This window comes from Amycolatopsis nigrescens CSC17Ta-90 (genome assembly GCF_000384315.1).
GTDB classification, from domain to species: Bacteria; Actinomycetota; Actinomycetes; order Mycobacteriales; family Pseudonocardiaceae; genus Amycolatopsis; species Amycolatopsis nigrescens.
In genome coordinates, this window is record NZ_ARVW01000001.1 from 2,694,247 (window position 1) to 2,720,694 (window position 26,448).

Below are 26,448 nucleotides of genomic sequence, written 5' to 3' on the forward strand. Positions count from 1 at the left end.
CCGAGACCGCTCGCGGGCCGCCCGGTACCGTGTCTCTCCGTGCCGCACGACGTGTTGCCCCCAGACCCGTTCGCGGACGACCCGGACGACCCGGCCAGGGAGATCACCGCGCTGGACGATCACCTGGACGAGCCGATCGGCGCCGACGAACGCACCGAACTGCTCGCTGACCTCTCGGACCTGGCCGTCTACCAAGCGCTGCTACAACCCCGCGGCGTGCGCGGGATCGTGGTCGACTGCGGCGAGTGTGACCAGCCGCACTACCACGACTGGCACCTGCTGCGGGCCAGCCTCGAGCAGCTGCTCGCCGATGGCCGGATGCGGCCGCACGAGCCTGCCTTCGATCCCAACCCCACCGACTACGTGAGCTGGGACTACTGCCGTGGCTTCGCCGACGGGGTGACCGCCACCGAGAGCGCCTACTGACCTGATTCCGAACTGAACGACGCGAAGGGCCCCGACCGGATCCGGTCGGGGCCCTTCGCGTTGAGTCGTCCGTCAGGTGCCCGGCGCCTGCGGCTGGTTGCCGCCCGGCGGCGGGGCGTTCGAGGAGTCGTCCCGCGGCCCGCTGCCACCCGGCTCGCTGCCGGTGCCGGCCGGCGTGCTGGTGGTGGTGGACGAAGGCGGCGTGGTGGTCTCCGGCGGCACACTGTCCGACGTGACCGGCGGGATCACCGTCGGCGCGGTGTCCGTCGGGTTCGGCGCCGGCACCTGCGGCTGGGTGACCTGCGGGCTGCTCGGCGGCGGGGTCTGGGAATTGTTCGGCGGGAGCTGGCTCTGCGGCGGCGCCGGGTACTGCAACATCGCCAGCAGCTGCTGGTGCTGTGCCATCAGCTGGGCCAGGTCGTCCTCGGAGGCCACTTCCCGCAACGCCGACTGGGCGGCGTCCAAGGCCTTGCGGGCGTCCGCGTACCGGCCCTGGGCCAGTGCGATGTTCGCCTCGTTGAGATCGCTGCGGGCGGCGGCCGCGGCCTCGACCGAGCGGGCGTGGTCCGCGTAGAGCACCTTGCTCAGGCCCCACAGCGTGTCGCCGGGCTGCGCGTCACGGGCGGCGAGCCCTGTACCGGTGAAGGCGATCGCGAGCACCGCGGCGGCGGCCGCGACCGGCACCAGCATCCGCCGGCGGCGGCCACGCTGGCCGTGCCGGTGCGCGAGCGCCGCGGTCTTCACCGTGGTCACCGCGGTATCGGTGTCCACCAGCTCGGCCAGCGGCTCGCTGTCGATGTCCCGTCGCCAGGCCAGCAGCAGCGCGTTGAGTTCCTGGTCACCGAGCCCGTCGGCCACCTTCGGGTCCGAACCGCCGAGCGCGTCGAGCAGCGCATCGTCGGCCTGCACCGCGGACAGATCCGCGGGCAGCGGCGACTCACCGTTCGTAGCCGCCTCTTCGAACAGCGGTTCGTCGAACCCGCCGCCCAGCCGACGCCTGCTGTCGCGATCAGTCACTCAGACCACCTCCTCAGCGGCCAGTACCTTGCGCAGCCGGGCGAGTGCCCGGTGCTGGGCGACGCGGACGGCGCCCGGTGTCGAACCGACCGCATCGGCGGTCTCCTCGGCAGAAAGGCCCACGACCACGCGCAGCACCACGATTTCGCGTTGTTTGTCGGGCAGCACCCGAAGCAGCTGGGACATCCGCTCGTTCAGCTCGCCCTGCAGCGCACGCTGCTCGGGACCGACGCCGCCCTCGATCTCGTCCGGAACCTCGGCCACCGGCTCGGCACGGTTGCGGGCCGCCGCGCGATGCGCGTCGGCCACCTTGTGCTGGGCGATTCCGTACACGAAGGCCAGGAACGGGCGTCCCTGATCACGGTACGAGGGCAATGCCGTTAGCACCGCGAGACACACCTCCTGGGCAACATCGTCTGCCGAAGCGAACGAACGCTCCTGCCTGCCGACTCGAGCGCGGCAGTACCGCACTATCAGAGGACGGATAGCGGCCAGCAACCGCTCGACTGCCTGGGGATCTCCCTCGACAGCAGCGGCGACTGGTTCGTCCAGTCCATCCCCCACATTGGCCATCGCAGACAACAGTCCCAGTGTTACGTGTAGGCGTGCAAAGAGTCCGACGTGTGGCTGGAATGTCACGAGGACATCCCTCACGCCGGTGATACCTACCGTACCTTCCGGTAGCGGCAACATTCGTGCACGGTCGCTACCGGCGCGCCCTCTTCGTGGGAGCGTGCCGGCTCACCCCTCGCTCGACTGCTCAAAAGTTCAACGAGCAATCCGGTGGACGGGTAACGCACACAGCCCAAAGAGGTGGCAGAGAAGCCGGAGATACACCCTCGACTAGGCCGGACGAGTGAAACTAACGGCCATTGCGGGCACGGAGAGCACACGATTCGGCCCTGGCGGCAGTTTTCCGCCCCGAGAGGCAGTTCCGCCAGAGCGATCCGTCGCGGCGGGTGACCGGCCAGCCGATCACCGCACCACCACCCTCCGGCCAGGGTTCCCGCCCCTGGCCCCCGCTCTACCGCTTCGGCTCAGGACACCAGCCCGCGCCGGAAGCCGTGCGCGACGGCCTGGGCGCGGTCACGGACACCGAGCTTGCGGAACAGCCGGCGAGCGTGCGTCTTCACGGTGTCCTCGGACAGGTAGAGCTCGCGCCCGATCTGCCCGTTGCTCTTGCCCTGGCTCATCCCGCGCAGCACCTGGAGCTCGCGCTCGGTGAGCTGCACGCCGGGGTCGGACGGCTGGCGCGGGGCCGGCACCGAGGTGCTGGCCAGGGTGTGCGCCAGCGCGGCGACGAGCTCCGGCCGGGACGCGTCCCAGCGCAGATAACCGCGGGCACCGCCGGCGATCGCGGCGGCGATGCTGCCGGCGTCGTCCGGGGCACCGAACACGATCACGTTGGCCTGCGGATTGGCGGATACGAGGCGACGAGTGGCCTCGACCCCGGTCGGCACCGCGCGCTGGGTACCCACCAGCACGACGTCGACCGGCTGCCTGGAGTACCGGGCCAGCAACTCGTCACCGTGCGCTACACAGTCGATGCGACTGACGCCTGGGACGGCAGACATCACGCGGGTGAGCCCTTCGCGGACACTGCGTCGGTCGTCGCAGATCAAGACCGTCGTCACGGGGTTTCCTTCCTGCAGCCGGGTGACATTCCATATCCCCTATCGGACGCTTTAGGCCCAACCTTGACACGATCCGGTGGCTTTTTTTAAAAGTTCTTAGCCCGGATGTCGTACGACCCGCCCGACGGAGCCAACCGGGTCAGGTCGGCACCCAAGACGAACCGGCGGCAATCCGCCGTCCCATAGCGTCGGACCGTAGTAACACTCCGTGCAACACCTGGGAAGCACTGAATCGATACTGAGCCCCTCGTTTCGGTATCAGATCGGCCGCGAGCAGCAATCCGGGCCATCTCAGGGAGTCCAGCCCGTACTCCTCAGCGGCCGCCAACGCCTTCGCGACCAGATCGATCGCACGGTCCTTGCCGGCCTGCTCTCCGGCCGCGGCGAGCGCCGCGCCGAGCACCATCGCCGACTTCGTCCGGTGCCGGACCGAGCCGTGGCGGAGCGCGGCCTTCAGCGCCGCTTCGGCCGGCGGGATCGCCGAAGCGGGGTCGCCCGCCATCAGCTCGATCTCCGCGCCGACCCAGCCGGCCCGCACCTCGGCCCGCCAGCACGCCGGTGCCGACGCTGCCGCCGATGCCGACGCTGCCGCCTCGTGCAGCCGCCGAGCGGCCGGCAGCCTGCCCAGCGCCAGGTTGTCCGCGGCGAGCCCGAGCAGCGCGTCCGCGACGGCACCGGCGCGGTCCAGCCCGTCCGGATCCGCCGCGCTCTCCTCCCGGCAGCGACCCGTCGCGGCCAGCGCGGCGGAATCCAGCACCCTGGCTTCCGCATGCCCGCCGAGCTGTCGCCGATGCGAGCCGAACGCGGCCAAAGCCAGCGCGGCGAGCACCGGGTCCGGTCCGCGGCCCAGCTCGCCGAGGAGGGTGGCCGCGGCGGCGTAGTGCCCGCCGGCGCCGAACACGATCGCGGCCAGCAGCCGCTGCCGTGGCGGGCCACCAGCGGCCTTGGCGAGCACGCCCGGCGCCACCGGTGACTCGCCGAAGGCAGCCTGGCGCAGCTTCGTTTCGCTCACCGGTCCCATTCTCACCGAGCACGGCGCCTGCCGAACAGCACGTACTCGATCCGGTCCACCGCGGCGGACAGGTCCGGCAGCAACTCGACCTTGCCGGGCAGCGCGGCCGGGTCCCAGCCCGGCCCGCAGGCGAACAGCCTGCCGCGTTGACGGCCACGGGAAAGCCTGGTGAACAACCGGTCGTCCGCGGTACCCGGCCTGCCGTCCCGGCGCGCCCACAGCACCACCGCGGCCGGCGCGCTGCGCCGCACCGCCACCGCCAGCACCTCGGCCGGCAGCGGTACTCCGAACAGCTGCGTGCCCACCCGGCGTTCGGCGAGACAGGCCGCGAGCGCGTAGAGCGGCAGGCTGTCCCGTTCCTCCGGCACGCAGCCGAGCAGCACCGGCCGGTGGTTGCGCGGATCGTCGAGCACCGGCGTCGCACGGACCAGCGCGGCGAAAACGCATTCCGCGAGCAGGTATTCCACCTCCGCACCGGCGCTGGACCCCCGCCAGCGGGTGCCGAGCGCGGTGAGCACCGGCTGGATCACCCGTCGCCAGGCGTGCAGCACGCCCTCTTCGGCGATGACCTCGGCCAGCATCCGCTGCACCGCGGTGACGTCCATGGCCAGCGCGGCGGCGCTCAGCCTGCGCGCGAGCCGGGACGGCCCGTTCTGGTCCTCAGTGGACGGTTCCCGGTCCGGCAGCACCACCGAGCCGTCCGCGGTCTCGATCCGCACCGAAGCACCGGAGGCGCCGGGCTCGGCGGCCGGGATGGTGACCGGAGCGGACTTCGGCATCTGCTCGAGCGCGTAGCGGGCGGCTTCGGCGGTGGACGCGCCGCGCAGCAGGGCGCGCTGCATCAGTTCCAGGCGACCGATATCGGATACCCCGTAGCGCCGGTGCCTGCCATCGGTGTGCCGGCTCGGACCAAGGCCGTAGCGGCGGTCCCAAGTGCGCAATGTGGACGGTGCGACGCCGAGCCGCCGGGCCACCGAAGCGACCGGCATGGTCGGTTCGCGCTCACCCGTCCCGGTTCCCACCTCGCCCAATATCCCGGGGGGAACTGGTCACGGCAACCGGAGGTTGAGACGTGGCTCACACATCTGGGGGATGCCTAACGGCTGAATCGAACGGAATCCCTTGAACAAGGATTGGCGCGCTTCTAACGTTACGCGCGTTGCACCGAATGGAGTAGTCGAAGTACCGACAACTGCAAGGTCACCGACCGGATGACGGAGGCGGTCACGATGGCAGACACGCGCAGGCTCCCCGGCCCCAACGCGGATATCTGGGACTGGCAGCTCGAGGGGTCATGCCGGGGTATGGACAGCGGGTCGTTCTTCCATCCCGATGGCGAGCGCGGACCGGCACGGGCACGCCGGGAGGCCAGAGCCAAGGCGGTCTGCCAGGCCTGCCCGGTCCTGGAGATGTGCCGGCGGCACGCACTGGCCGTGCACGAGCCGTACGGGATTTGGGGTGGGCTGTCCGAGTCCGAGCGGGAGAACATCATCAAGTCCGGCAAGCGGGCCTTGAGTCTTTCCAGCAGCTGAAACCGTTTCGCGGCAAGGGCAAAGGGGTGGCACTCAGCCGGGTGCCACCCCTTTGCTCTGCCCGGTGAGCGGTTCCCAGCTCGCCATCGCGTTGTCGATCACCGCGCTCAGCACGGACCGGTCCGCGCCGTCTCTGGCCTGAATGGACAGTCCGTGCAGCACGGTCACGTAGTAGGCGGCCAGTCCCGCGGTGTCGGTACTCCCGGGCAGCTCACCCTCCGTCACGCCGCGGTGCAGCCGCTGGCGGAGCGCCTCCTGGTTTTCCCGACGCAGTTCGACCAGGTACTCGCACACCCCGCGGTTCGCCGGGGCGAGATTGGTGCCGGCGAGCACGACCATGCAGCCCGTCGGATGCTCGGAGCTGGTGTAGGTCGCGGCGTTGTCGCGCAGCATGGCCTCGACCGCGGCTCGCGCCGTCGGCTGATCGCGAAGGGCACGTGCGGTGAGCCCGCCCGTGGTCGTGCCGTAGAGCTCGACGGTCTCGCGGAAGAGCGCCTCCTTGCCGCCGAAGGCGGCGTACAGGCTCGGCGAGTTGATGCCCATCGCGGCGGTGAGGTCGCTCAGCGACGTGCCTTCGTAGCCGCGTTCCCAGAAGACGTACATCGCCTCCCGTAGCGCCTCGTCGCGGTCGAAACCCCGCGGCCGGCCTCGTGGTGACATAGCCCGCTTTCCGTATCGATCGGCACAGAAGTCCTTGACGACGTGATCGTACGCCCGGTAATTATGTACCGACCACTACAGATATGGAGGCACGGATGAGCACGCTCGAGGGCAAGGTGGCGCTGGTGACCGGGGGCAGCCGGGGCATCGGGGCGGCGATCGCCACCCGGCTGGCGGCCGACGGCGCGAACGTCGCGCTGACCTACACGCGGGCATCGGACCAGGCCGCCGAGGTGGTGGCCCGCATCGAGGGGCTCGGCCGCAAGGCGATCGCCATCCAGGCGGACAACACCGACCCGGCAGCGGTGACCGCGGCCGTTGAGCGTGCGGCCGCGGCGCTCGGCGGGCTGGACATCCTGGTGAATAACGCCGGCATCTTCCCGTTCGGGACCATCGATGAGATCACCGTCGAGGACATCGACCGCACCCTGGCCATTCACGTGCGCGCGGTGTTCGTGGCGGCGAAGGCCGCGGTGGCGCACATGTCCGAGGGCGGCCGGATCATCACCATCGGCAGCAACCTGGCCGAACGGATGCCGTGGCCGGGGATGAGCCTCTACGCCGCGAGCAAGTCCGCCGTGCTCGGGCTGACCAGGGGCCTCGCCCGTGACCTCGGGCCGCGCGGGATCACCGCGGCCGTGGTCCAGCCCGGCCCGACGGCCACCGACATGAACCCGGTGGACGGCGGGCACGCCGACGAGCAGCGCGCGGCGAGCGCACTCGGGCGGTACGCCGACGCCGGCGACATGGCCGCCGCGGTCGCCTACCTGGCCGGTGAAGGCGGCCGTTTCGTCACCGGCTCCGCCATCACCGTCGACGGCGGCCTCAACGCCTGAGCGCGTTTAGCCCGCTAAACGCACTTCGCGACGGTGCCAAGATGACGACGGCCGCCCGTCGCGCTCCACCGACGTACAGCCCGTGCACCCAACCGCCCCGAGCGCGTTTAGCCCGCTAAACGCGCTCGGGGCGGGCGCAAAAGGAACGGGGCGGCTCACCTGGTGGTGAACCGCCCCGTTCCGGGTTGTCGTCAGTGCGCGTGGCCGTGACCGTGACCGGCCGCGCCCTCGTCCTCCTCGGCGGGCTTCTCCACGATGGAGCTCTCCGTGGTGAGCACCAGCCGGGCGATCGAAGCGGCGTTCGCCACCGCGGACCGGGTCACCTTGACCGGGTCCACGATGCCGGCGGCCAGCAGGTCGGTGAGCTCGCCGGTGGCGGCGTTGAAGCCGTGCCCCCAAGCCTGCTCCTTGACCTTGTTCACGATGACCGCACCCTCGTGCCCCGCGTTGCTGGCGATCCAGAACAACGGCGCGGTGAGGGCGTCCAACACGATCTTGACGCCGACCGCCTCGTCGCCGGTGAGACCGAGGCCTTCCTCCAGCTCCTTGACCGCGTGCACCAGCGCCGAACCGCCGCCGGGCACGATGCCCTCTTCGACGGCCGCCTTGGTGGAGGCCACCGCGTCCTCGATGCGGTGCTTGCGCTCGTTGAGCTCGGTCTCGGTGGCCGCGCCGACCTTGATCACCGCGACACCGCCGCCGAGCTTCGCGAGCCGCTCCTGCAGCTTCTCGCGGTCCCAGTCGGAGTCGGTGGTCTCGATCTCCTTGCGGATCTGCGCGATCCTGGCGTCGATGTCGGCCTTGGTGCCGGCCCCGTCGACGATCGTGGTGTAGTCCTTGGTGACCTCGATCCGCCGCACCTTGCCCAGCGAGTCGAGCCCGGCCTCGGACAGCTTCAGGCCGACCTCGGCGGAGATGACCTCGGCACCGGTCACCACGGCAAGGTCGTCCAGGAACGCCTTGCGGCGGTCCCCGAAGAACGGAGCCTTGACCGCGACCGCGTTGATGGTCTTGCGCAGCGAGTTCACCACCAGGGTGGACAGCGCTTCGCCGTCCACGTCCTCGGCGATGATGAGCAGCGGCTTCTTGGCCTCGACGACCTTCTCCAGCACCGGGAGCAGATCCGCCAGCGCGGAGATCTTCTCGCGGCACAGCAGCACGTAGGCGTCCTCGAGGATCGCCCGCTGCTCCTCCGGGTTGGTCGCGAAGTGCGCCGACAGGAAGCCCTTGTCGAACTGCACGCCCTCGGTGATCTCCAGCTCGGTGGCCAGGGTGGAGGACTCCTCCACCGTGATCACACCGTCTTCACCGACCTTCTCCACGGCCTCGCCGAGCAGCGCGCCGATGTTCGCGTCGCGAGAGGTCACCGTGCCGACCTGGGCGATGTTGTCCCGGCCCTTGACCGGCGTCGCCTTGGCCTTCAGCACTTCGACGACCTTCTCGGCGGCCGCCTCGATACCGCGACCGACTGCGGTCGGGTTGGCGCCGGCGGCCACGTTGCGCAGGCCGACCCGCACCAGCGACTGGGCGAGCACGGTCGCCGTGGTGGTGCCGTCCCCGGCCACGTCGTTGGTCTTGGTGGCGACGTTCTTCGCCAGCTGGGCGCCCAGGTTCTCGAACGGGTCGTCCAGCTCGATCTCGCGGGCCACGGTCACCCCGTCCAGGGTGATGGTCGGCCCACCGAACTTCTTGTCCAGCACGACGTGCCGGCCGCGCGGGCCGAGTGTGACCTTCACCGCGTCGGCGAGCTTGTTCACGCCGCGCTCGAGCGCCCGACGAGCGTCCTCGTCAAAATTGATCTGCTTGGGCATCGAATACCTTCCTGAAAGCGAAACGCCCCGGCCCCCGGCGATGCGGGGCCCGGGGCGTCAAACGCTAGAACCGGTCGTCAGTTGATGACGGCCAGCACGTCGCGGGCGGACAGGATCAAGTAGTCCTCACCGTTGTACTTGACTTCGGTGCCGCCGTACTTGGAGTAGATGACGACATCGCCTTCCTTGACGTCCACCGGGACGCGGTTGCCTTTGTCGTCGATCCGGCCCGGGCCTACGGCCAGAACCTTGCCCTCCTGGGGCTTTTCCTTTGCGGTGTCGGGGATGACGAGACCGGAAGCCGTCGTCTCCTCGGCTTCGCTCGTCTGGACAACGATCTTGTCCTCGAGCGGCTTAATGTTCACGCTCACCGGGTTGACCTCCACGGGTCGTCGAAAGCGTTGGCAGGTACGTAATTACTTACGGCGCCTACCACCCCCGCCGTCGCGGGTGCCGGGGCGTGTTTGGTGCCGTGCAATTAGCACTCTAGCCATGCGAGTGCCAGCCGTGCAACCAGGGTCCGGTTCTCCGGCTTCCGGGGAGGAATTCACCGGGCAGTCACCGTTTGGGGTTTGTCCCGTTCTCCCCGCGGCAGGTGCGATCGACGCGTTGACGGTCCCCCACCACAAGGAGTTCACCATGCCCGGATTCGGCTCGCCCTCCCGTAGATCCGTACTGCTCGGCGGCGCGGGCGCGCTCGCGCTGGCCACCGGATCGGCCGGGGTCGCCCGCGCCTCGGCGGCGCAGGGCGCCGGGCTGGCCAGACCGCTCGGCGACCTGTTCACCCTCGGGGTCGCCTCCGGGGACCCGTACCCCACCAGCGTGGTCCTGTGGACCCGACTGGCCGCGGACCCGGTGGCCGAAGACGGGCTCGGCGGCATGCCGGGCAGGCGGATACCGGTGCAGTGGCAGATATCGAAGAACGAGCAGTTCACCAGGATCGTGCGCAGCGGTGAGGCGCTGACCACACCCGAGTCCGCGCACAGCGTGCACGTGGAGGCACAGGGCCTGGAACCGGGAACGGAGTACTTCTACCGCTTCCGCACCGGCGGCGCGGTCTCGCGGACCGGCCGCACGCGCACCGCGCCGGCGCCGGGCCGGATGGGCGAGCTGACCATGTGCTTCGCCTCCTGCTCGCACTTCGGCGAGGGCTACTTCACGGCGTACCGGCGGATGGCCGAGGACCAGCCGGGCCTGATCCTTCACCTCGGCGACTACCAGTACGAGTACGCCGCCAAGGCCACCGACGTCCGCACGGTGCTCGGCCCGGAAACCGTGGCGCTGGCCGACTACCGGCTCCGGCACAGCCAGTACAAGACCGACCCGGACCTGCAGCTGGCACACGCCACCGCGCCCTGGCTGGTGGTCTGGGACGATCATGAGACCGAGAACAACTGGGCCGACGAGATCCCCGAGGCGTCCTCGCAGACCCCCGGCGCCGCGTTCCTGGACCGCCGCCGGGCCGCGTTCCAGGCCTACTACGAGAACATGCCGCTGCGCCGGACCTCCCGGCCGAAGGGTATCGACATGCAGCTCTACCGGCGGATCGGCTGGGGCGGGCTGATCAACTTCCACATGCTCGACACCCGCCAGTACCGCGACGACCAGCTCTTCGGCGACGGCAACAAGCCCGACGCCCCGGAGCTGCGCGACCCGAGGCGGACCATCACCGGCGCCGAGCAGGAGGCATGGCTGCTGGACGGGCTGCGCCGCTCGGGTGCCCGCTGGGACGTGCTCGGCCAGCAGGTCTGGTTCTCGCAGATGGACCACGACCCCGGCCCGGCGAAGATCCTGAGCATGGACAGCTGGGACGGCTACCAGGCGTCGAAGGACCGGGTCCGCGACGGTTTCCGGCACACCCGCAACACCGTGGTGCTCACCGGCGACGTGCACTCGCACTGGGCCAACGAGGTCAAGGCCGACTTCAACGATCCCGGCTCGCCCTCGGTCGCTACCGAACTGGTCACCACGTCGGTCACCTCCGGCCGCGACGGCGCGGACACCACGCCCGGCGGCGACAAGCTCAAGGCCGCCAACTCGCACATCAAGTTCTACAGCTACCGGCGCGGCTACGTCCGCACCCGGATCGACGCCGGCCAGGTCCGCGCAGACTTCCGGACGCTGCCCTACGTCAGCAAGCCGGATGCCCCGGCGCAGACCGCGGCCAGTTTCGTCGTCGAGGATCGCGACCCCACGCTGCACACGCCCTGACCAGCGCCGCACGGTGCGTTTAGCGGGCTAAACGCGCTTCGGTGGGTGCGGTGAAGGGCTGCCGTGGGTGGTGAGTTTCTTGTTAGGTTCAGCCCAAGCCGAATTAGCCGAGGGGCCATCGCATGTCTCGCCGTACCCGAACCGCCCGCCGCACACTGCTCGCGGCCACCGCGCTCACCGCCGGGCTGCTGGCCGGCGCACCGGCCACCGCCGCACCCGCCGCACCGGCCGATCAGCAGCGCCAGCGGGCCTTCGCCGCGGCGGCCGGGGAGTTCGGCGTCCCGGAGAACGTGCTGCTCGCCGTCTCCTACCTGGAGTCGCGCTGGGACTACAACGCCGGCACCCCGAGCACCAGCGCCGGCTACGGCCCGATGCACCTGACCGACCTGCGCGAGGCCGGCACCGGCACGCACCACGACGAGGGCGCGGAAGACGCCCGCGGGGACGCCGGCCGCCCGGAACTGCACCCGAGCACACCGGAGCCAGGGCTCCCGCCGGCCTCCCTGCAGACCATCGACGTCGCGGCGCGGCTGACCGGCACCACGGCGGACACGCTGCGCACCGATCCGGCGCAGAACATCCGGGGCGGCGCCGCGCTGCTCGCGAGCTACCAGCGTGAGCTCGGCACCTCCGACAGCTGGTACGGCGCGGTCGCCCGCTACAGCGGCGCCGGCGATACGGCCGCCGCGGCCGCCTTCGCCGACGAGGTGTTCGGCACGCTGGCCGAGGGCGTCACCCGGACCACCGACGACGGCCAGCTCGTGCGCCTCGCCGCGGCCGAGGTCGCCCAGGATCGCGCACAGCTGGACCGGCTCGGCCTCCGCCGGACCGACTCCGCGAACGTGGAATGCCCGCGCGGCATCTCCTGCGAATCGATCCCCGCGCCATACGAAGAGCTGCCGGACGGCGGCTACGGCAACCACGACCTGGCGAACCGCCCGCAGAGCCAGAAGATCGACTACATCATCATCCACGACACCGAGGGCTACTGGGACGACGTGCTCGACCTCGTCCAGGACCCGACCTACGTCAGCTGGCACTATTCGCTGCGGTCGGCCGACGGGCACATCGCCCAGCACGTGCCGACCAAGGACGTGGCCTACCACGCCGGCAACTGGTACGTGAACTCCAAGTCCATCGGCCTGGAGCACGAGGGCTTCGCGGCCAAGGGCACCTGGTACACCGAGGCGATGTACCGGACCTCGTCGAAGCTGGTCCGCTACCTCGCCGCCAAGAACCGGATCCCGCTGGACCGCGCGCACATCCTCGGCCACGACAACGTGCCGGGCATCAACCCGGCCAAGGTGCCCACCATGCACTGGGACCCGGGCCCCTACTGGGACTGGTCGCACTACTTCGACCTGCTCGGCGCGCCGCTGAACGGCCCCGGCAGGCCCGGCTCCGGGCTGGTCACGATCAACCCCGACTTCGCCACCAACCAGCCCACGTTCACCGGCTGCGAGTCGGCGGGCACGCCCTGCCCCGCCCGCGGCTCAGCCTCGGTGCACTTGCGCACCGAACCTCGCGAAGACGCCCCGCTGCTGGCCGACATCGGCCTGCGCCCGGACGGCTCACCGTCCACAATGGGCGTTTCCGACATCGGCAGCAGGGTGGACGCCGGGCAGCGCTACGCGGTGGCCGGGACCCGCAGCGACTGGACCGCGGTCTGGTACCTGGGCCAGCGGGGCTGGTTGCCGAGCCGCGCGGTGAAGCCGGCCTTCGGCATGGTGGTCACCCCGAAGCAGGGGGCCGCCTCGGTCCCGGTCTACGGCACCGCCTACCCCGAGCCGGAGGCGTACCCGGAGGGCAGGCCGCCGTTGCCGATCGTGCCGCTGCAGTACAGCCTGCCGGCCGGTCAGCGCTACTCCTCCGGCGGCGTGATCGGCTCGGAGTACTACTACGCCACCACCTTCGACCCGTCGCAGCACGTGGTGGTCCGCGGCAAGACCCGTTACGTGCAGATCCAGTTCGGCCACCGGGTCGCCTACGTCAAGGCCGACGACGTCCGCCTGCTGCCGGCGTTCTGACCCTCAGACGGTCACCACGCCGACCGGCAGCGCCGGGTTCGCGGATATGTCCAAAGAGGACGGTTTGCGGCCGGCCGCCAGCACGTGCGCGCCGAGTGCGGCGATCATCGCGCCGTTGTCGGTGCACAGGCGGGGCCGTGGCACCCGCAGCTCGATCCCGGCAGCCGCGCACCGCTCGGCGGCCAGCGCGGACAGCCGCGAGTTCGCCGCGACTCCACCGGAGATCACCATGGTGCCGATCCCGGCTTCGGTGGCGGCTCGCACGGCTTTCGCGGTGAGCACGTCCGCAACCGCCTCCTGGAACGAGGCCGCCACATCGCCGACCGGGATCTCTTCACCGCGCCGCTCGGCGGCTTCCACCCAGCGCGCCACCGCGGTCTTCAACCCGGAGAAGGAGAAGTCGAACTTCGCGTCTCTCGGCCCGGTCATGCCGCGCGGGAAGGCGATCGCCCGCGGGTCCCCGCCCGCGGCAGCCTTGTCGATCGGCGGCCCACCCGGGTAGGGCAGCCCGAGCACCCTGGCCACCTTGTCGTACGCCTCCCCGGCCGCGTCGTCCACAGTGGACCCGAGTTCGGTGATCGCGGAAGCCACGTCGTCCACCCGGAGCAACTGGGTGTGCCCGCCGGAGACCAGCAGGGCGAGGCAGGGCTTGGGCAGCGGGCCGTGCTGCAGGGTGTCCACCGCGATATGGCCCGCCAGGTGGTTGACCCCGTAGAGCGGGACGCCGAGCGCGGCCGAGTAGGCCTTCGCCGCGGACACGCCGACCAGCAGCGCTCCGGCCAGCCCTGGGCCAGCCGTCACCGCAATGGCGTCCACATCGGACAGTGCGAGCCCCGCCGTCTCGAACGCCCGGGTCGCGGTGGGCACCATGGCCTCCAGGTGCGCCCGGCTGGCCACCTCCGGCACCACGCCACCGAAACGGGCGTGCTGTTCGACACTGGAAGCCACCTCGTCGGCGAGCAGTTCCACCGCGCCGTTCTCGTGCAGCCGGACCAGGCCGACACCGGTCTCGTCGCAGGAGCTTTCGATGCCCAGCACGATCCTGGTCATCAGCTGCTCACCTCCTGGCTGGACCTGGCGGGGCGCCGCATGGTGAACGCGTCCGCCCCGGATGGCTGGTAGTAGCGCTTCCGCAGCCCGACACGAGCGAACCCGTGGCGGTCGTAAAGCGCGAGCGCGGCCTGGTTGTCCGTGCGCACTTCGAGGAAGACCGGTGCGTCCAGCTCGTCGGCACGGGCGAGCAGGGCGCCGAGCAGCGCGGTGCCGATGCCCTGGCCCTGACAGGCCGGGTCCACCGCGATGGTGTGCACGCTGGCTTCGAACTCGCCGAAATGACGGCCGACCACGGCCAGCCCCGCATAGCCGGCGAGCTCGACCTCCTCGGTGCGCGCGGCGAGGTAGTAGCCACCGGCGTCCAACTCCGAGTGGAACGCACGTGAGCTCCACGGGTCGTCACCGGCGAACAGTTCCCGCTCGATCTCCACACAGCGGCGAATATCCTTACGCCGCAACGGTTCCAGCTTCACGATGCGGTCACCTTCTTCGGCGCGCCCGGTTCGGTCGCGTCCGGGCGGCGCAGGTACAACGGGGTGAGCGGGGCCGGTTCCCGGCCGGCCAGCAGGCCGGGCCGCGCGACCGCGACCAGCCCGGCGGGGCCGGGGAAAGACGGCTCGGACACGCGCAGGCCCAGTGTCCCCAACGTCTCCGCGTACTGGCGGGCACCGTCCCCCACGGCCAGTCTTGCTGCGGTAGCCAGTTCGGCCGGGCGCTGTACCTGCGGCCCGTCCGTGCGAACGCCGTCGGCGTCGTACGCGGCCCAGTACACCTCGCGCCGCCGCGCGTCGGTCAGCACCAGGAACGGCTCGCCTGCCGGCACTTCGGCCGCGATCGCGTCCAGCCCGCAGACCGGGTGCACCGGGATGCCGAGGCCGTGCCCGAGTGCCGCGGCGGTGGCCATCCCGGCGCGCAGCCCGGTGAACGGGCCGGGCCCAACGCCGCACACGATGGCGTCCAGCTCGGTCAGTGCCACGCCGGACTCGGCGGCCGCGTCCAGGATGTGCGGAGTCAACAGCTCGCCGTGGGCCCGCGCGTCGAGCGTCACGCGGGTGGCGGTGATCCGGGTGACCTCGTCACCCGTCAGCGTCGCGATGCCCGCGGTGACCGCGGGGGTCGAGGTGTCGATGGCGAGTACTAGCACGTTTCGAGCGTACGACCAGTGTTCAGCGGCCGGCACGCAACCCGTATGGGGCACAGACGTCTTTTAAGGGTGAGAGGTTGGCAAAGACCAAGAGGGGGTCGCCAATCGATCACCATCTGCCCCGGCCGGGCCTTTTGACACCTTCGATCAAGAAAGGAAGAGATCAGATCATGAACGTGGCAAGGAAGGCATTCATCTCCCTTTCTGTGGCCGGCATCACCGCGGCCGGAGTACTGGCGGGGGGCGGCATCGCGTCGGCCGAATCCGGCGCTTACCTGGAGCTGGACCGGACCACGGTGGCGCAGGGCGAGACGGTGAACGTGCTCGCCAGGTGCGACACCGGTGAGGCGCTGAACCTGGTCGGCTCGGAGGCCTTCGCGCCGACCGGGCAGGACGGTCCGTACGAGGGCAACGGCGGCGTCGCCGTCTTCACCAGGGAGGTGGCCGGCAACCTGGAGGGCCAGGCCGGCATCCGGACCGACGTCGCGCCCGGCACGTACCGCGTGACCGAGCGCTGCGGCGGCGGCAACGCCGGCGGTGTCGACATCACCGTGCTCCCCGCCTCCTGACCGACCTGATCGTCCGTGAAGGGCACCTTGCCTACTTTGAAGGTAGGCAAGGTGCCCTTCACGACATGTGCGCGTTGATCACGACACGTTCTCCAGGCAACGGGGGTCCCGCGGAGGCATCATGGTCGCGGGGTGTGGCCCGCCTCATCCCGCCACCCCACCGGCGAGGAGGCCCGAGCGTGACTGATCGGTTGTTCCCGGCATTGGCCGGCCGAACGGATAAAGCGGCACTGGTCTTCGGGGATTCGTCCCTGAGCTACGCCGAGCTGGCCGGAGCGGCCGGATCGCTGGCGGACCGGATCCGCGCCGCGGCCCCGTCCGGCCGGGTAGCCGTGTGGGCGACGCCGAGCATCCAAACCAGCGTCGCGGTGGTCGCCGCGCTGCTGGCCGGAGTGCCCGCGGTGCCGGTCAACCCGAAGATCGGCGAGCGCGAGCTGGAGCACATCACGCACGACAGCGAGCCGTCGCTGGTACTCACCGCACCGGGCGCCGAACTGCCGCCCACGCTGGCCGCGCTGCCCCGCGAGAACGTCACCCTGACCGGTGCCGCGGCGGAACTGCCCGCGGAACCGGCTGCCGAGGCACCCGCCCTGATCGTCTACACCTCCGGCACCACCGGCCCGCCCAAGGGCGTGGTGCTCCCCCGCCGGGCCATCGCCAGCACCCTGGACGCGCTCGAGGACGCCTGGCAGTGGACCGCGGACGACGTGCTCGTGCACGCGCTCCCGCTGTTCCACGTGCACGGTCTGATCCTGGGCATCCTCGGCCCCCTGCGCCGCGGCGGCACCGTGCGCCATCTCGGCCGTTTCTCCACCGAAGCGGTCACCCGCGAGCTGTCCGGACCGGGCACGATGATGTTCGGCGTGCCGACCATGTACCACCGGATCGCCGGCGAGGTCGCCGACAACGCGGAGCTTTCGGCGGCGCTCGGCTCGGCGCGGCTGCTGGTGTCCGGTTCGGCCGCGCTGCCCGTGCACGACCACCAGCGGATCACCGCGGCGACCGGGCAGCAGGTGGTGGAGCGCTACGGGATGACCGAGACGCTGATGAACACCAGCGTGCGCGCGGACGCCGAACGCAAGCCCGGCTCGGTCGGGGTGCCGCTGCCGGGGGTCGAGGTGCGGCTGGCCGACGAGTCCGGCGGAGTGATCGAAACTTCGGATGGGGAGGCCGTCGGCGAGATCCAGGTGCGCGGTCCGAACCTGTTCACCGAATACCTGAACCGGCCCGACGCCACCGCCGCGGTCTTCGACGACGGCTGGTTCCGCACCGGCGACATGGCGACCAGGGATGCCGACGGCTACCTGCGCATCGTGGGCCGCAAGGCGACCGACCTGATCAAGAGCGGCGGCTACAAGATCGGCGCCGGCGAGATCGAGAACGCGCTGCTGGAGCACCCGGCCGTCGCCGAGGCGGCGGTGACCGGGGAACCGGACCCGGACCTCGGTGAGCGGATCGTCGCCTGGATCGTGCCGTCCGGTCCAGCGCCCACCGGCGACGAACTCGCCGACCACGTCGCGAAACTGCTCACCCCGCACAAGCGTCCCCGGGTCGTCCGGTTCCTGGAGTCCTTGCCCCGCAACGATATGGGCAAGGTCATGAAGCGTTCGCTGAACGGCTGAGCATGGCTGAGCGGCTGTCCGCGCGCAAGATCATCGAGGCGGTTTCGAGCGGGTTCACCGAGCTCACCGCGGTCGATCCAGTGGAGTCCACTGCGGATGGGCCGATCGGCTGGCTCGGCTACGACGACGCCAGGCGGCGAGCCGCCGAGCGGACCGGCGAACGCGAGTCGGTGGTCTGCGGAGTGGCCGACGTCGGCGGGGTGACCGCGATGCTGATCGCGTTCGAGTTCGGTTATCTCGGCGGTTCGATCGGCGGGCGGACCGGCGACCTGCTCGAAGCCGCGCACGTCCGGGCCCGCGAGCTGGGCGTGCCGGTGGTCTCGCTGGTCGCCACCGGCGGCAGCCGGATGCAGGAGGGCATGCGGGCGTTGTCGCAGTTGCAGCGCATCGCCCGGCAGTCGGCGCTGACCAGGGCCGCCGGGCTGCCGCAGCTGTCCGTGCTGCGCGATCCGGCGACCGGGGGCGGCTGGGCGACGCTCGGTGCCGGCGCCGACGTCACGCTGGCCCTGCCCGGCGCCCAGGTCGGTTTCGCCGGTTCGCGGGTGCGCCCGGATGGCGACCCGCACGCCTACACCGCCGAGGGGCAGTGGGAGTCCGGCCTGGTCGACCAGCTCGTCGACCAGGCGGACCTGCCGGAGGCGCTGCACCGCTGGCTGACGCTGCTCACCGGCGGTGGCGGGCCAGCACCCGAGCCGCCCGCGGCGCTGGGCGAGGCCGAGCTGCCGCGGTCCGGCTGGGACGCGGTCCAGCGGGCCCGCGCGCCGGGGCGGCCGCGGGCCGATGCCTACCTGGACTTCTACTTCGACTGGCGCGAGAACATCAGTGGTGACCGCAGCGGCGGCCGGGACGACGGGGTGCGGTGCGGGTTCGGGTTCCGCGACGGCCACGCGATCGCGTACGCGGCGCAATGCGGCACCGCCACCCGGCCGTCCGGGTTCCGCACCGCGGCCAGGCTGGTCCACCTCGCCGACCGGTTCGGCATCCCGGTGCTGACCTTCGTGGACACGCCGGGCGCGGCCAACGAAGGGGCAGCGGAGAGCGCCGGTGCCGGTCCGGCGATCGGCCAGCTGTTCGCCGCGATGGGCGGGGCCGCGGTGCCGATCACGACTCTCGTCATCGGCGAAGGCGGCTCCGGCGGCGCACTGGCCTTCGCCGCAGCGGGCCGGACCTGGGTCACGCCGGACAGCTACTTCTCGGTCACGTCCCCGGAAGCCGCGGCCGCCATCCTCAAACGCGACTCAACCGAAGTCCCCGCTACCGCGAACCAGCTTCGGTTACGCCCCCAAGACCTCGTCGACCTCGGCGTCGCCACCGCCATCGTCCCCCCTGCCCCCGAGCGCGTTTAGCGGGCTAAACGCGCTCGGCGAGGCGGGTGGCCCAGGTGCCGTGGGGCTCGAAGGTGGCGAGGCGGACATCGTCGGGGCGGCGCTCGAGGCGGACCAGCAGGTGGTCCTCGGACAGCCGCTCGGCCATACCCTCACCCCACTCCACGACCACCGCGGACCGCTCCAGATCGGAGTCGAGGTCGAGGTCGTCCAGCTGCGACAGGTCACCGCCGAGCCGGTATGCGTCCACATGCACCAGCCCGACACCCCGCGCCCCCGCCGGATGCACCCTGGCGATCACGAACGTCGGCGAGCTCACCCGCCCGGACACCCCGAGCCCCTCGGCGATCCCTCGGGTCAGCACGGTCTTGCCCGCCCCGAGCGGACCGGCCAGCAGCACCAGGTCGCCGGCCGCCAGCTCGGCGCCCAGCGCCCGGCCGAACCGGACGGTGTCCTCCTCCGCCGGAAGTTCGACGCTCATCGGCGCAACCACCACCAGGGCCTCCGCGACTCGCCGTCCACACCACCGCACCGCTGCAGCAGGTCGATCAGATGACTGTTCACCAGCTCCGGCTGCTCGAGCTGGACCATGTGCCCGGCGTGCCGCACCCTGACCAGCTCCGCGTCCGGCAGCTCGGCGGCCATCCGCTCGGCGTGCGAGAACGGGGTGATCCGGTCCGAGTCCGCCCCGATCACCAGCACATGCGCGTACTTCAGCCCGGCCAGCGCGGCGTACCGGTTGTGGCTGCCGAGCGTGTCGATGAAGTTGACCAGCCCGCGCACCGGGGTCACCGCGAGCATCTCCAGCATGAAATCCACCAGCCGCGAGCTGACGTCACGGTCACCGAACGCCAACCGCCGCACCGCCTGCCTGGTCAGTTGGCCACCGGCCGCGCGGACGAACTCCACCAGCCCCGGCTGCCAGCCGGCCAGCCCACCGACACCTCTGGTCAGCGGGTTGTACTTGGACAGCAGGCTCCGGGACAAGCCGGTACCGCCCACCTCACCGGCCGCGGTCGCCAGGAACGCCACCCCGCGCACCCGCTCGCGGAACAGGTCCGGGTACTTCTGCGCCAGCTCCATCAGCACCATGCCGCCCATGGAATGTCCCATCAGGACCAGCGGCCCGTCCGGCGCGACCGCGCGCAGCACCGAATGCAGGTCGTCGGCGAGCCGTTCGATGGTGCTGTTCTCCTGCGACGCCGGCCCGGACAGCCCGTGACCCCGGTGGTCGTAGTACACCTGTCGCACCCGCGGCAACATCAGCGAGGCCAGATCACGCCGCTGGAAATGCCAGCTGAGCTGGGAAAGCGCGAAACCGTGCACGCCGACCACGGTCAGCTCCGGCTCTCCGCCGTCCGCCGGGTCGATTTCGGAGACCGCCAGCGGGGTGCCGTCGTCCGCGGCCACCGTCGACGTGCGATCCGCCTTCAGCTCGCCCAGCGGCTCGTCCACCAGCGGGTCCGCCCCGAGCCGCCGCTGCTGGGTGGCGATCGCAATCGCGGCGGCCGCGGTGCCGGTGGCGACCGCGCCGACACCGCCGAGAATGGCCAGCAGCCGGCGCGAAGGGGCCGGCATCAGCCGTCCTCCCCGAGATAGCGGCGACGCACCCGCGGCCGGTACATCCCGGTGACGATCTCGTAGTCGATGGTGCCCATACCGTCCGCCCACTCCCGCGCGGTCGGGCCGCCGTCGGCACCGGCTCCGAACAGCACCACCTCAGCACCGATCTCCGGCTCGTCGTCCCCGCAGTCCACCACGAACTGGTCCATGCAGATCCGCCCGGCCACCGGCCGCCGCCTGCCGCCGAGCCAGACGCTCATCCGGCCGGACAGCCCACGCGGCACACCGTCCGCGTACCCGGCGGGCACCAGCGCCAGCGTGGTGTCCCTGTCCGCGGTCCAAGTGTGTCCATAAGAGACGGACTCACCCGCGGCGATCCGTTTGGTGAGCACGACCATCGAGCGGAAAGTCATCGCCGGCCGCAGATCTTCCCGCTGTGGCACCGGATTCAGCCCGTACATGGCGATCCCGGTCCGCACCAGGTCGAAGTGCAGATCCGGCCGCGTCAGCGTGGCAGCGGAGTTCGCCAAGTGGCGCAACGGGTTCAGCCCGGCGTCCAGAGCGATCTCGTAGGCCGACCGGAATCGCTCCGCCTGCGCGTCGATCGACGGATGGCCCGGCTCGTCCGCGCAGGCGAGATGCGACCAGATGGCCACCACCTCCACATCGGGCTCCGCGGCGGCCGCCTTGACCAGCACCGGCCAGCCCGACGGCGGGCAGCCGTTGCGCGACAGCCCGGTGTCGATCTTGAGATGCACCCGTGCGCGACGGCCTGCCCGACCGGCCGCGGCGGCCACCCTGGCCAGTTCGGCGGGCGAGCTGACGCCGAGGTCGATGTCCGCGGCGATCCCCGGCTCGAAGTCGACGCCGGGCGCGTTGAGCCAGCTGAACAAGCGGGCGGTGATCCCGGCCTCGCGCAGGACCAGCGCCTCGGCCAGCGAGCAGGCGCCAAGCCAGCTCGCACCGGCCGCCACCGCAGCACGGGCCACCGGCAGCGCACCGTGCCCGTAGCCGTCGCCCTTGACCACGGCCATCGTCTCCGCGCCGGGCGCACGACCGGCCAGCAGGGCCACGTTGTGCCGGATCGCGCCCAGGTCGATGACGGTCTCGGCGGGTGCAGGAAAGGAAGTCATAACGACCACGATTTTCCCATAGCGCCGGGTAGCACGGTCCGCCCGCCGGTCATTCCTCCCGGGAAACGTCGTGCAACAGCTCCCTGGCCGCCAGATGCCGTTCCCGGACGCGCTCCCCTTCGGCGCGATCGGCACTCGCGGGTTCGGCCAGCTCGGCGCCGGCGTTCGCCGCCCAGTCGGGCGGTTCCTTCGTCCCGCCCAGCGCCCAGGCGGCCTGCCGGGCCGCACCGAGGGCGACGTGCTCACCGGGTTCCGGCACGACCACCGGCACGCCGAACACGATCGGCGCCACCGCCCGCACGCTGGCGGACTGCGCAGCGCCGCCGATGAGCAGCACCCGGCGGACCGTGATGCCATGCCTGCGGACCGCGTCCAGACCGGCCGCCAGCCCGCACAGCATGCCCTCGACCGCGGCCCTGGCCAGGTTCTCCGGGGTCATGTTGGCCCGGCGCAGGCCGAACAGCGAGCCGCTGGCCTCGGGCAGGTTGGGCGTGCGCTCGCCGTCCAGGTACGGCAGCAGGGTGAGCCCGCCCGCGCCGGGCACAGCGGCCATCGCGAGCCGGTCCAGCTCGGCGAGGTCGACGTTCAGCATCGCGGCGGTGGCGGTCAGCACGCGGGCCGCGTTCAGCGTGCAGGCCAGCGGCAGGAACCGACCGGTGGCGTCGGCGAACCCGGCGACCGTGCCGGTCGGGTCCGCGGCCGCGGTGTCGCACACCCCGAACACCGTGCCGCTGGTGCCCAGCGACACCACCACGTCGCCGGCACCGGCGGCCAGCGCGAGGGCGGCGGCCATGTTGTCCCCGGTACCGGCCGAGACGAGCCGGCCGTCCGCGGTGTACCCGGCGGCTTCGGCGGGGCCGAGCACCTTCGGCAACTCAGGGTCACGACCACCGAACGCATGCTTCAGGAAGTCCGGCCGGTAAGCGCCTTTAGCGGGCGAAAAGTAGCCGGTGCCCGAGGCGTCACCACGGTCGGTGACCGGGTCCGCGGTACCGCCGAGCAGCCGCCAGGTCAGCCAGTCGTGCGGCAGCATCACGCGCGCGACGCGGTCGGCCAGCTCTGGCTCGTGCTCCGCCATCCAACGCAGCTTCGTCACCGTGAAGCTGGCCACCGGCACCGAGCCGACCGCCTCCGCCCAGGCGGCAGGCCCGCCCAGCTCGCCGGTCAGCTCCTCGGCGGCCTTGGCCGAGCGCGTGTCGTTCCACAGCAGCGCCGGCCGGACCACCGCCCCGGCCGAATCCACCGTGACCATGCCGTGCTGCTGGCCACCGACACCGAGCGCCCGCACCCCCTCCAGCAGGCCGTCGGTGGCCTCCGTCAGCGCCCGCCACCACACTTCGGGGTCGACCTCGGTGGTGTCCGGATGCGCGGCCCGCCCGGTGCGCAGCACGGCACCGGTATCCCCGTCGCACACCACGACCTTGGTCGACTGGGTCGACGAGTCCACCCCGGCGACCAGCTTGCGGCCTTCAGCTGTCACGGTCATCCACCTTCACCGTCCGAATCCTGCCGCCGAGGGCGCGCATCGCCGCCAGCTCCTCCTGCGGTGTCGCTTCCTCGGCGATCACCAGGTCATAGCCGGAAACGTCGCCATACGCATGGGTCGCGGTCTTGCCGAACTTCGAGCGATCGGCCACCAGCACGTTCCGGTTCGCCATCCGCAACGCGGCCTCCTTCAGCTCCGCGTAGTCCCGCACCGGGTGGTACAGCCTGCCGCCGGCGATCGCGGCGGCCGAAACGAACCCGATCTCGGCTCGCGTCCTGGCCAGCGCGGCGACGGTGTCCGGGCCGGCGCACGAGTCGAACTCGGTGTAACGGCCGCCGAGCAGCAGCACCTCGATGCCATCGGACGGGCCGAGGATCCTGGTGATCTCCAGCGAGTTGGTGATCACCACCAGCCGTTCGAGCCCGGCCAGCCGGCGCGCCAGCGGGAACAAGGTGGTCGAGTCGTCCAGGAAGACGGTCTGCCCGACGGTCACCTCAGCCGCGGCGACCGCGCTGAGCGCGTCCTTCTGACGCGGGTTCAGGCCCTCACGGAAACGTTTCGCGGTCTCGATGGTCAGCGCGGGGTAGGCGGCGACCCGGCCGCGGAGCTTGCGCAGCAGCCGCCGCCCAGCGAGGTCGTCCAGGTCGCGGTGCATGGTCATCAGGCTGACGCCGAACCGCGTGGTCAGGTCGTCAATGCGTACCTCGCCACGCTCGATGACGTGCCCGAGCACGTCCTGCCGGCGCCGCTCCACCTCCGCATCGGACGGGCGGGACATCAGGCACGCCCGGCCTGCGGCAGCACGACCGGCTTGATGACCGTGTCGTCCCTCGCCGCGATGGTCAGCGCCTGCGGCACCTCGTCCAGGCCGAACCGGTGCGTGACCAGCCGGTCGAGATCCACCTCGCGGCCCGCCGCCAGCGCGATCGCGGTGGGCCAGGTGTTCGCGTACCGGAAGGTGCCGGTGAGCTCCAGCTCGAAGTTCTGCACATGCGCCAACGGCAGCGCGATCTCGTCCCCACCCATGCCGACCAGCACCACCCGGCCGGCGCGGCCGACCTGCCGGATCGCCTGCCCGGCGGCCGCGCCGGCACCGGAGCACTCCAGCAGCACGTCCGGTTCGAACCCGGAGTCGGCCAGCTCCCGCGCGCTGACGTCCACGGTGCCCGTCGCGCCCAGCTCCTCGGCGACTCGCAAACGTTTGCCGTTCACGTCGGTGACCACGACTTCGGTGGCGCCGAAAGCCCTCGCGGTCTGCGCGGCGACCAGGCCGATCGGCCCGGCGCCGGTGATCAGCACTCGCGAACCGGGGCCGACCCTGGACTTCCGGCACGCCCAGACACCGACCGAGAGCGGCTCCAGCAGGGCGGCGGCTTCGTCGCTGAGCGTCTCTGGCACGGGGTACGCGAAGTCTTCACGCAGTACGACGTACTCGCAGAAAGCGCCGTCGATCGGGGGCGTGCCGAAGAAGCGCATCTTCGGGCACAGGTTGTAGCGGCCGGCCTTGCACTGCTCACAGGCAGTACAGGGCACGCCCGGCTCCAGCGCGACCCTGGTGCCGACTTCGTGCGCGGTCGCTTCGCTGCCCCGCGCCACGACCACCCCGCTGGGCTCGTGACCGAGCACCAGTGGCGCGCGCACCACGTGGTCGCCGATCCGGCCGTGCTCGTAGTAGTGCACGTCCGAACCGCAGGTGCCGACGGCCAGCACCCTGATCAGCACCTCACGCGGTCCGGGCGCCGGTACCGGGCGTTCTTCGTTGACCACGTCGTGGATCCCGTTGAGCACGGAGAGCTTCATGGTCTCGGGGATCTCTCCGACCGGCCGCTGCGCCATACCCGCGTTCTTACCAGAAGCAACCGCCCTTGTTAACACATAACAAGAGATATTCACGCCAGCCCACGACCCCGGAAGCGCGTTTAGCCCGCTAAACGCGCTCCGGGGTCAGGGAGCGGATCTGGCGAAGGGCGTCGGGGATCGCCTCGACGATGCCGGACGCGGGCACCGGCACCCCGCGGGCGCCCGCGCTCGCGGCGACGGAATGCAGGTACGCGGCCGCCCCAGCAGCGAGCCACGGCTCGAGCCCGGCCGCGAGCAGCGCGCCGATCAACCCGGACAGCACGTCCCCGGAGCCGGCGGTGGCAGGCCACGACCCCCGCGCGACATTGACCAGCGCCCTGCCGTCCGGCGCGGCCACCACCGTGCAGTGCCCCTTGAGCAGCACCACGGCGCTGAACTCGGCGGCGGCGTCGAGGGCCGCGCGTACCCGGTCGTCCCCCGGCGGTCCACCGGTCAGCCTGGCGAACTCCCCGGCATGCGGGGTGAGCACCAGCGGGGTGTCGGGGTCCCGCGCGTCCAACACCTCGGGATTCTTCGCGATGATCGTGGTGGCGTCCGCGTCCGCGCAGACCGGCACCCCCTCGGCGAGCACATGCCGCAGCACCTCGCGGCCCTCGTGCCCGGTGCCGATCCCCGGGCCAACCACCCAGGCCTGCACCCGGCCAGCGTCGGTCACCGACCCGGTGGCCACCACCTCCGGCCAGCGGGCCCGCACCGCGTCGGCGGCCGGCCCGGCGTACCGCACCATGCCTGAGGTCGCCAGCACCGCGGACCCGGTGGCCAGCACAGCGGCCCCCGGATAGGTCGCCGAGCCGGCGGCGATCCCGGTCACGCCCTGGCTGTACTTGTCGTCCTCCACGCCGGGGATCGGCCAGGCCGCGGCCACGTCTCCCACGTCCAGCTGCCTGAGATCCGGTTCGCCCAGCTCCGGGCCGAGGCCGATGTCGACCAGCTCGACATCGCCGCAACGACCGGGATTCAGGACGTGCACCGGCTTCCGGGCGCCGAAGGTCACCGTCACGGTGGCCTGGATCGCCGGCCCGGCCACCGCGCCGGTGTCCGGATCGACCCCGCTGGGCAGGTCCACGGCCAGCACGGGCGAGCTGACGTGGCCGAGCAGCCCCGCGGCATCCGCACGCAACGGCCCCTTGGCGGAGATCCCGACGATACCGTCGATCACCAGATCCGCGTTCTCCAGCCATTGAGGACTGTCCACAACAGACACGACCCGACCACCGGAGCGGCGCAGGGCGGCCAGTCCGGCCGGATGCGCGCGGTCCGGCTTGAGCAGCACGGCCGACACGCCGACACCGCGTTTGCGCAGGAAGACACCGGCCCACAGCGCGTCGCCACCGTTGTTCCCTGCGCCGACCAGCAGCACCACCCTGCGGCCGGAAACGCCACCGGTGTGCTCTTCGAGCATGGCCGCCGCGCACACCGACGCCCCGAACGCGGCCTTGCGCATCAGCGCACCGTCCGCCGTGACGGCCAGCAGCCGCTCCTCCGCCGCGCGAATCCGTTCCGTGGTCCAGATCCCCTGCACGCGGC

General features: G+C 71.3%; 26 protein-coding genes. 8 read left to right on the forward strand and 18 right to left on the reverse strand.

Going from position 1 to position 26,448, the window contains the following annotated elements:
* Nucleotides 1-39 precede the first annotated feature (39 nt).
* Nucleotides 40-426: a DUF5319 domain-containing protein gene (locus AMYNI_RS0112475; RefSeq protein ID WP_020668353.1), complete on the forward strand. Its 387-nt coding sequence runs from the start codon at nt 40-42 to the stop codon at nt 424-426.
* Nucleotides 427-498: 72 nt separating this feature from the next.
* Here AMYNI_RS0112475 and AMYNI_RS0112480 read toward each other — a convergent pair whose 3' ends face one another.
* The 5 genes from AMYNI_RS0112480 to AMYNI_RS0112500 all read right to left on the reverse strand — a co-directional run bounded on the left by AMYNI_RS0112480 (nt 499) and on the right by AMYNI_RS0112500 (nt 5,078).
* Nucleotides 499-1,443 (reverse strand): anti-sigma-D factor RsdA, encoded by a 945-nt coding sequence (locus AMYNI_RS0112480; RefSeq protein ID WP_020668354.1) that lies wholly within the window; start codon nt 1,441-1,443, stop codon nt 499-501.
* Complete coding sequence (locus tag AMYNI_RS0112485) at nt 1,444-2,016, reverse strand: sigma-70 family RNA polymerase sigma factor (protein ID WP_026360370.1); 573 nt, start codon at nt 2,014-2,016, stop codon at nt 1,444-1,446.
* Nucleotides 2,017-2,480: 464 nt separating this feature from the next.
* Entirely contained in the window at nt 2,481-3,077 is a 597-nt protein-coding gene (locus tag AMYNI_RS0112490) for a response regulator transcription factor (RefSeq protein WP_003073605.1), read from the reverse strand.
* A 139-nt stretch (nt 3,078-3,216) separates the two neighbouring features.
* Complete coding sequence (locus AMYNI_RS0112495; RefSeq protein ID WP_020668356.1) at nt 3,217-4,098, reverse strand: hypothetical protein; 882 nt, start codon at nt 4,096-4,098, stop codon at nt 3,217-3,219.
* Nucleotides 4,099-4,100: 2 nt separating this feature from the next.
* Nucleotides 4,101-5,078 carry a MerR family transcriptional regulator gene (locus AMYNI_RS0112500; RefSeq protein ID WP_020668357.1) on the reverse strand — a complete coding sequence of 326 codons (978 nt, stop codon included), beginning with the start codon at nt 5,076-5,078 and terminating at the stop codon, nt 4,101-4,103.
* A gap of 240 nt (nt 5,079-5,318) precedes the next feature.
* Here AMYNI_RS0112500 and AMYNI_RS0112505 point away from each other — a divergent pair, with 240 nt between their 5' ends.
* Nucleotides 5,319-5,621 carry a WhiB family transcriptional regulator gene (locus AMYNI_RS0112505; protein WP_026360372.1) on the forward strand — a complete coding sequence of 101 codons (303 nt, stop codon included), beginning with the start codon at nt 5,319-5,321 and terminating at the stop codon, nt 5,619-5,621.
* A 33-nt stretch (nt 5,622-5,654) separates the two neighbouring features.
* On the opposite strand, the gene AMYNI_RS0112510 is transcribed toward AMYNI_RS0112505, so the two are convergent.
* Nucleotides 5,655-6,281, reverse strand: a complete 627-nt coding sequence (locus AMYNI_RS0112510; RefSeq protein WP_020668359.1) for a TetR/AcrR family transcriptional regulator — start codon at nt 6,279-6,281, stop codon at nt 5,655-5,657.
* A 95-nt stretch (nt 6,282-6,376) separates the two neighbouring features.
* On the opposite strand from AMYNI_RS0112510, the gene AMYNI_RS0112515 reads away from it, so the two are divergent.
* A complete protein-coding gene (locus AMYNI_RS0112515) occupies nt 6,377-7,117 on the forward strand; it encodes an SDR family NAD(P)-dependent oxidoreductase (RefSeq protein WP_020668360.1) in 741 nt (246 codons plus the stop codon).
* 191 nt (nt 7,118-7,308) lie between these two features.
* On the opposite strand, the gene groL is transcribed toward AMYNI_RS0112515, so the two are convergent.
* Nucleotides 7,309-8,928 carry a chaperonin GroEL gene (gene groL / locus AMYNI_RS0112520; protein WP_020668361.1) on the reverse strand — a complete coding sequence of 540 codons (1,620 nt, stop codon included), beginning with the start codon at nt 8,926-8,928 and terminating at the stop codon, nt 7,309-7,311.
* 77 nt (nt 8,929-9,005) lie between these two features.
* On the reverse strand, nt 9,006-9,299 hold the full coding sequence (gene groES, locus AMYNI_RS0112525; protein WP_026360373.1) for a co-chaperone GroES: 294 nt from the start codon (nt 9,297-9,299) through the stop codon (nt 9,006-9,008).
* A gap of 268 nt (nt 9,300-9,567) precedes the next feature.
* On the opposite strand from groES, the gene AMYNI_RS0112530 reads away from it, so the two are divergent.
* Nucleotides 9,568-11,139 (forward strand): alkaline phosphatase D family protein, encoded by a 1,572-nt coding sequence (locus AMYNI_RS0112530; protein ID WP_020668363.1) that lies wholly within the window; start codon nt 9,568-9,570, stop codon nt 11,137-11,139.
* A 122-nt stretch (nt 11,140-11,261) separates the two neighbouring features.
* Nucleotides 11,262-13,166 carry an N-acetylmuramoyl-L-alanine amidase gene (locus AMYNI_RS0112535; protein WP_020668364.1) on the forward strand — a complete coding sequence of 635 codons (1,905 nt, stop codon included), beginning with the start codon at nt 11,262-11,264 and terminating at the stop codon, nt 13,164-13,166.
* Between the two features lie 3 nt (nt 13,167-13,169).
* Here AMYNI_RS0112535 and tsaD read toward each other — a convergent pair whose 3' ends face one another.
* Genes tsaD through tsaB form a run of 3 tightly spaced genes read right to left on the reverse strand, consistent with a single transcriptional unit; the run spans nt 13,170 to nt 15,363 of the window.
* Nucleotides 13,170-14,216 carry a tRNA (adenosine(37)-N6)-threonylcarbamoyltransferase complex transferase subunit TsaD gene (gene tsaD / locus AMYNI_RS0112540; RefSeq protein WP_020668365.1) on the reverse strand — a complete coding sequence of 349 codons (1,047 nt, stop codon included), beginning with the start codon at nt 14,214-14,216 and terminating at the stop codon, nt 13,170-13,172.
* Nucleotides 14,216-14,692, reverse strand: a complete 477-nt coding sequence (rimI, locus tag AMYNI_RS0112545; RefSeq protein WP_026360374.1) for a ribosomal protein S18-alanine N-acetyltransferase — start codon at nt 14,690-14,692, stop codon at nt 14,216-14,218. The genes tsaD and rimI overlap by 1 nt, the downstream gene beginning before the upstream one ends.
* Nucleotides 14,689-15,363, reverse strand: a complete 675-nt coding sequence (gene tsaB, locus AMYNI_RS0112550) for a tRNA (adenosine(37)-N6)-threonylcarbamoyltransferase complex dimerization subunit type 1 TsaB (protein ID WP_020668367.1) — start codon at nt 15,361-15,363, stop codon at nt 14,689-14,691. The genes rimI and tsaB overlap by 4 nt, the downstream gene beginning before the upstream one ends.
* A 170-nt stretch (nt 15,364-15,533) precedes the next feature.
* On the opposite strand from tsaB, the gene AMYNI_RS0112555 reads away from it, so the two are divergent.
* The 3 genes from AMYNI_RS0112555 to AMYNI_RS0112565 all read left to right on the forward strand — a co-directional run bounded on the left by AMYNI_RS0112555 (nt 15,534) and on the right by AMYNI_RS0112565 (nt 18,900).
* Entirely contained in the window at nt 15,534-15,932 is a 399-nt protein-coding gene (locus AMYNI_RS0112555; protein WP_157357338.1) for a hypothetical protein, read from the forward strand.
* A 179-nt stretch (nt 15,933-16,111) separates the two neighbouring features.
* Nucleotides 16,112-17,554: an acyl-CoA synthetase gene (locus AMYNI_RS0112560; RefSeq protein WP_026360375.1), complete on the forward strand. Its 1,443-nt coding sequence runs from the start codon at nt 16,112-16,114 to the stop codon at nt 17,552-17,554.
* A gap of 2 nt (nt 17,555-17,556) precedes the next feature.
* Entirely contained in the window at nt 17,557-18,900 is a 1,344-nt protein-coding gene (locus AMYNI_RS0112565; RefSeq protein ID WP_020668370.1) for a carboxyl transferase domain-containing protein, read from the forward strand.
* A gap of 4 nt (nt 18,901-18,904) precedes the next feature.
* Here AMYNI_RS0112565 and tsaE read toward each other — a convergent pair whose 3' ends face one another.
* The 7 genes from tsaE to AMYNI_RS0112600 all read right to left on the reverse strand — a co-directional run bounded on the left by tsaE (nt 18,905) and on the right by AMYNI_RS0112600 (nt 26,443).
* Entirely contained in the window at nt 18,905-19,360 is a 456-nt protein-coding gene (tsaE, locus tag AMYNI_RS0112570; RefSeq protein ID WP_026360376.1) for a tRNA (adenosine(37)-N6)-threonylcarbamoyltransferase complex ATPase subunit type 1 TsaE, read from the reverse strand.
* The gene (locus AMYNI_RS0112575; protein ID WP_020668372.1) at nt 19,357-20,457 is read right to left on the reverse strand and encodes an alpha/beta fold hydrolase; all 1,101 of its coding nucleotides are present in this window, start codon (nt 20,455-20,457) and stop codon (nt 19,357-19,359) included. The genes tsaE and AMYNI_RS0112575 overlap by 4 nt, the downstream gene beginning before the upstream one ends.
* Nucleotides 20,457-21,575 (reverse strand): alanine racemase, encoded by a 1,119-nt coding sequence (alr, locus tag AMYNI_RS0112580; protein ID WP_020668373.1) that lies wholly within the window; start codon nt 21,573-21,575, stop codon nt 20,457-20,459. The genes AMYNI_RS0112575 and alr overlap by 1 nt, the downstream gene beginning before the upstream one ends.
* A gap of 49 nt (nt 21,576-21,624) precedes the next feature.
* Entirely contained in the window at nt 21,625-23,061 is a 1,437-nt protein-coding gene (gene xylB, locus AMYNI_RS0112585) for a xylulokinase (RefSeq protein ID WP_020668374.1), read from the reverse strand.
* Complete coding sequence (locus tag AMYNI_RS0112590) at nt 23,045-23,839, reverse strand: DeoR/GlpR family DNA-binding transcription regulator (RefSeq protein ID WP_020668375.1); 795 nt, start codon at nt 23,837-23,839, stop codon at nt 23,045-23,047. Before AMYNI_RS0112590 ends, xylB begins: the two co-directional genes overlap by 17 nt.
* Nucleotides 23,839-24,897 (reverse strand): NAD(P)-dependent alcohol dehydrogenase, encoded by a 1,059-nt coding sequence (locus tag AMYNI_RS0112595; protein WP_020668376.1) that lies wholly within the window; start codon nt 24,895-24,897, stop codon nt 23,839-23,841. Before AMYNI_RS0112595 ends, AMYNI_RS0112590 begins: the two co-directional genes overlap by 1 nt.
* 91 nt (nt 24,898-24,988) lie before the next feature.
* Complete coding sequence (locus AMYNI_RS0112600; RefSeq protein WP_020668377.1) at nt 24,989-26,443, reverse strand: bifunctional ADP-dependent NAD(P)H-hydrate dehydratase/NAD(P)H-hydrate epimerase; 1,455 nt, start codon at nt 26,441-26,443, stop codon at nt 24,989-24,991.
* Nucleotides 26,444-26,448: the final 5 nt, after the last annotated feature.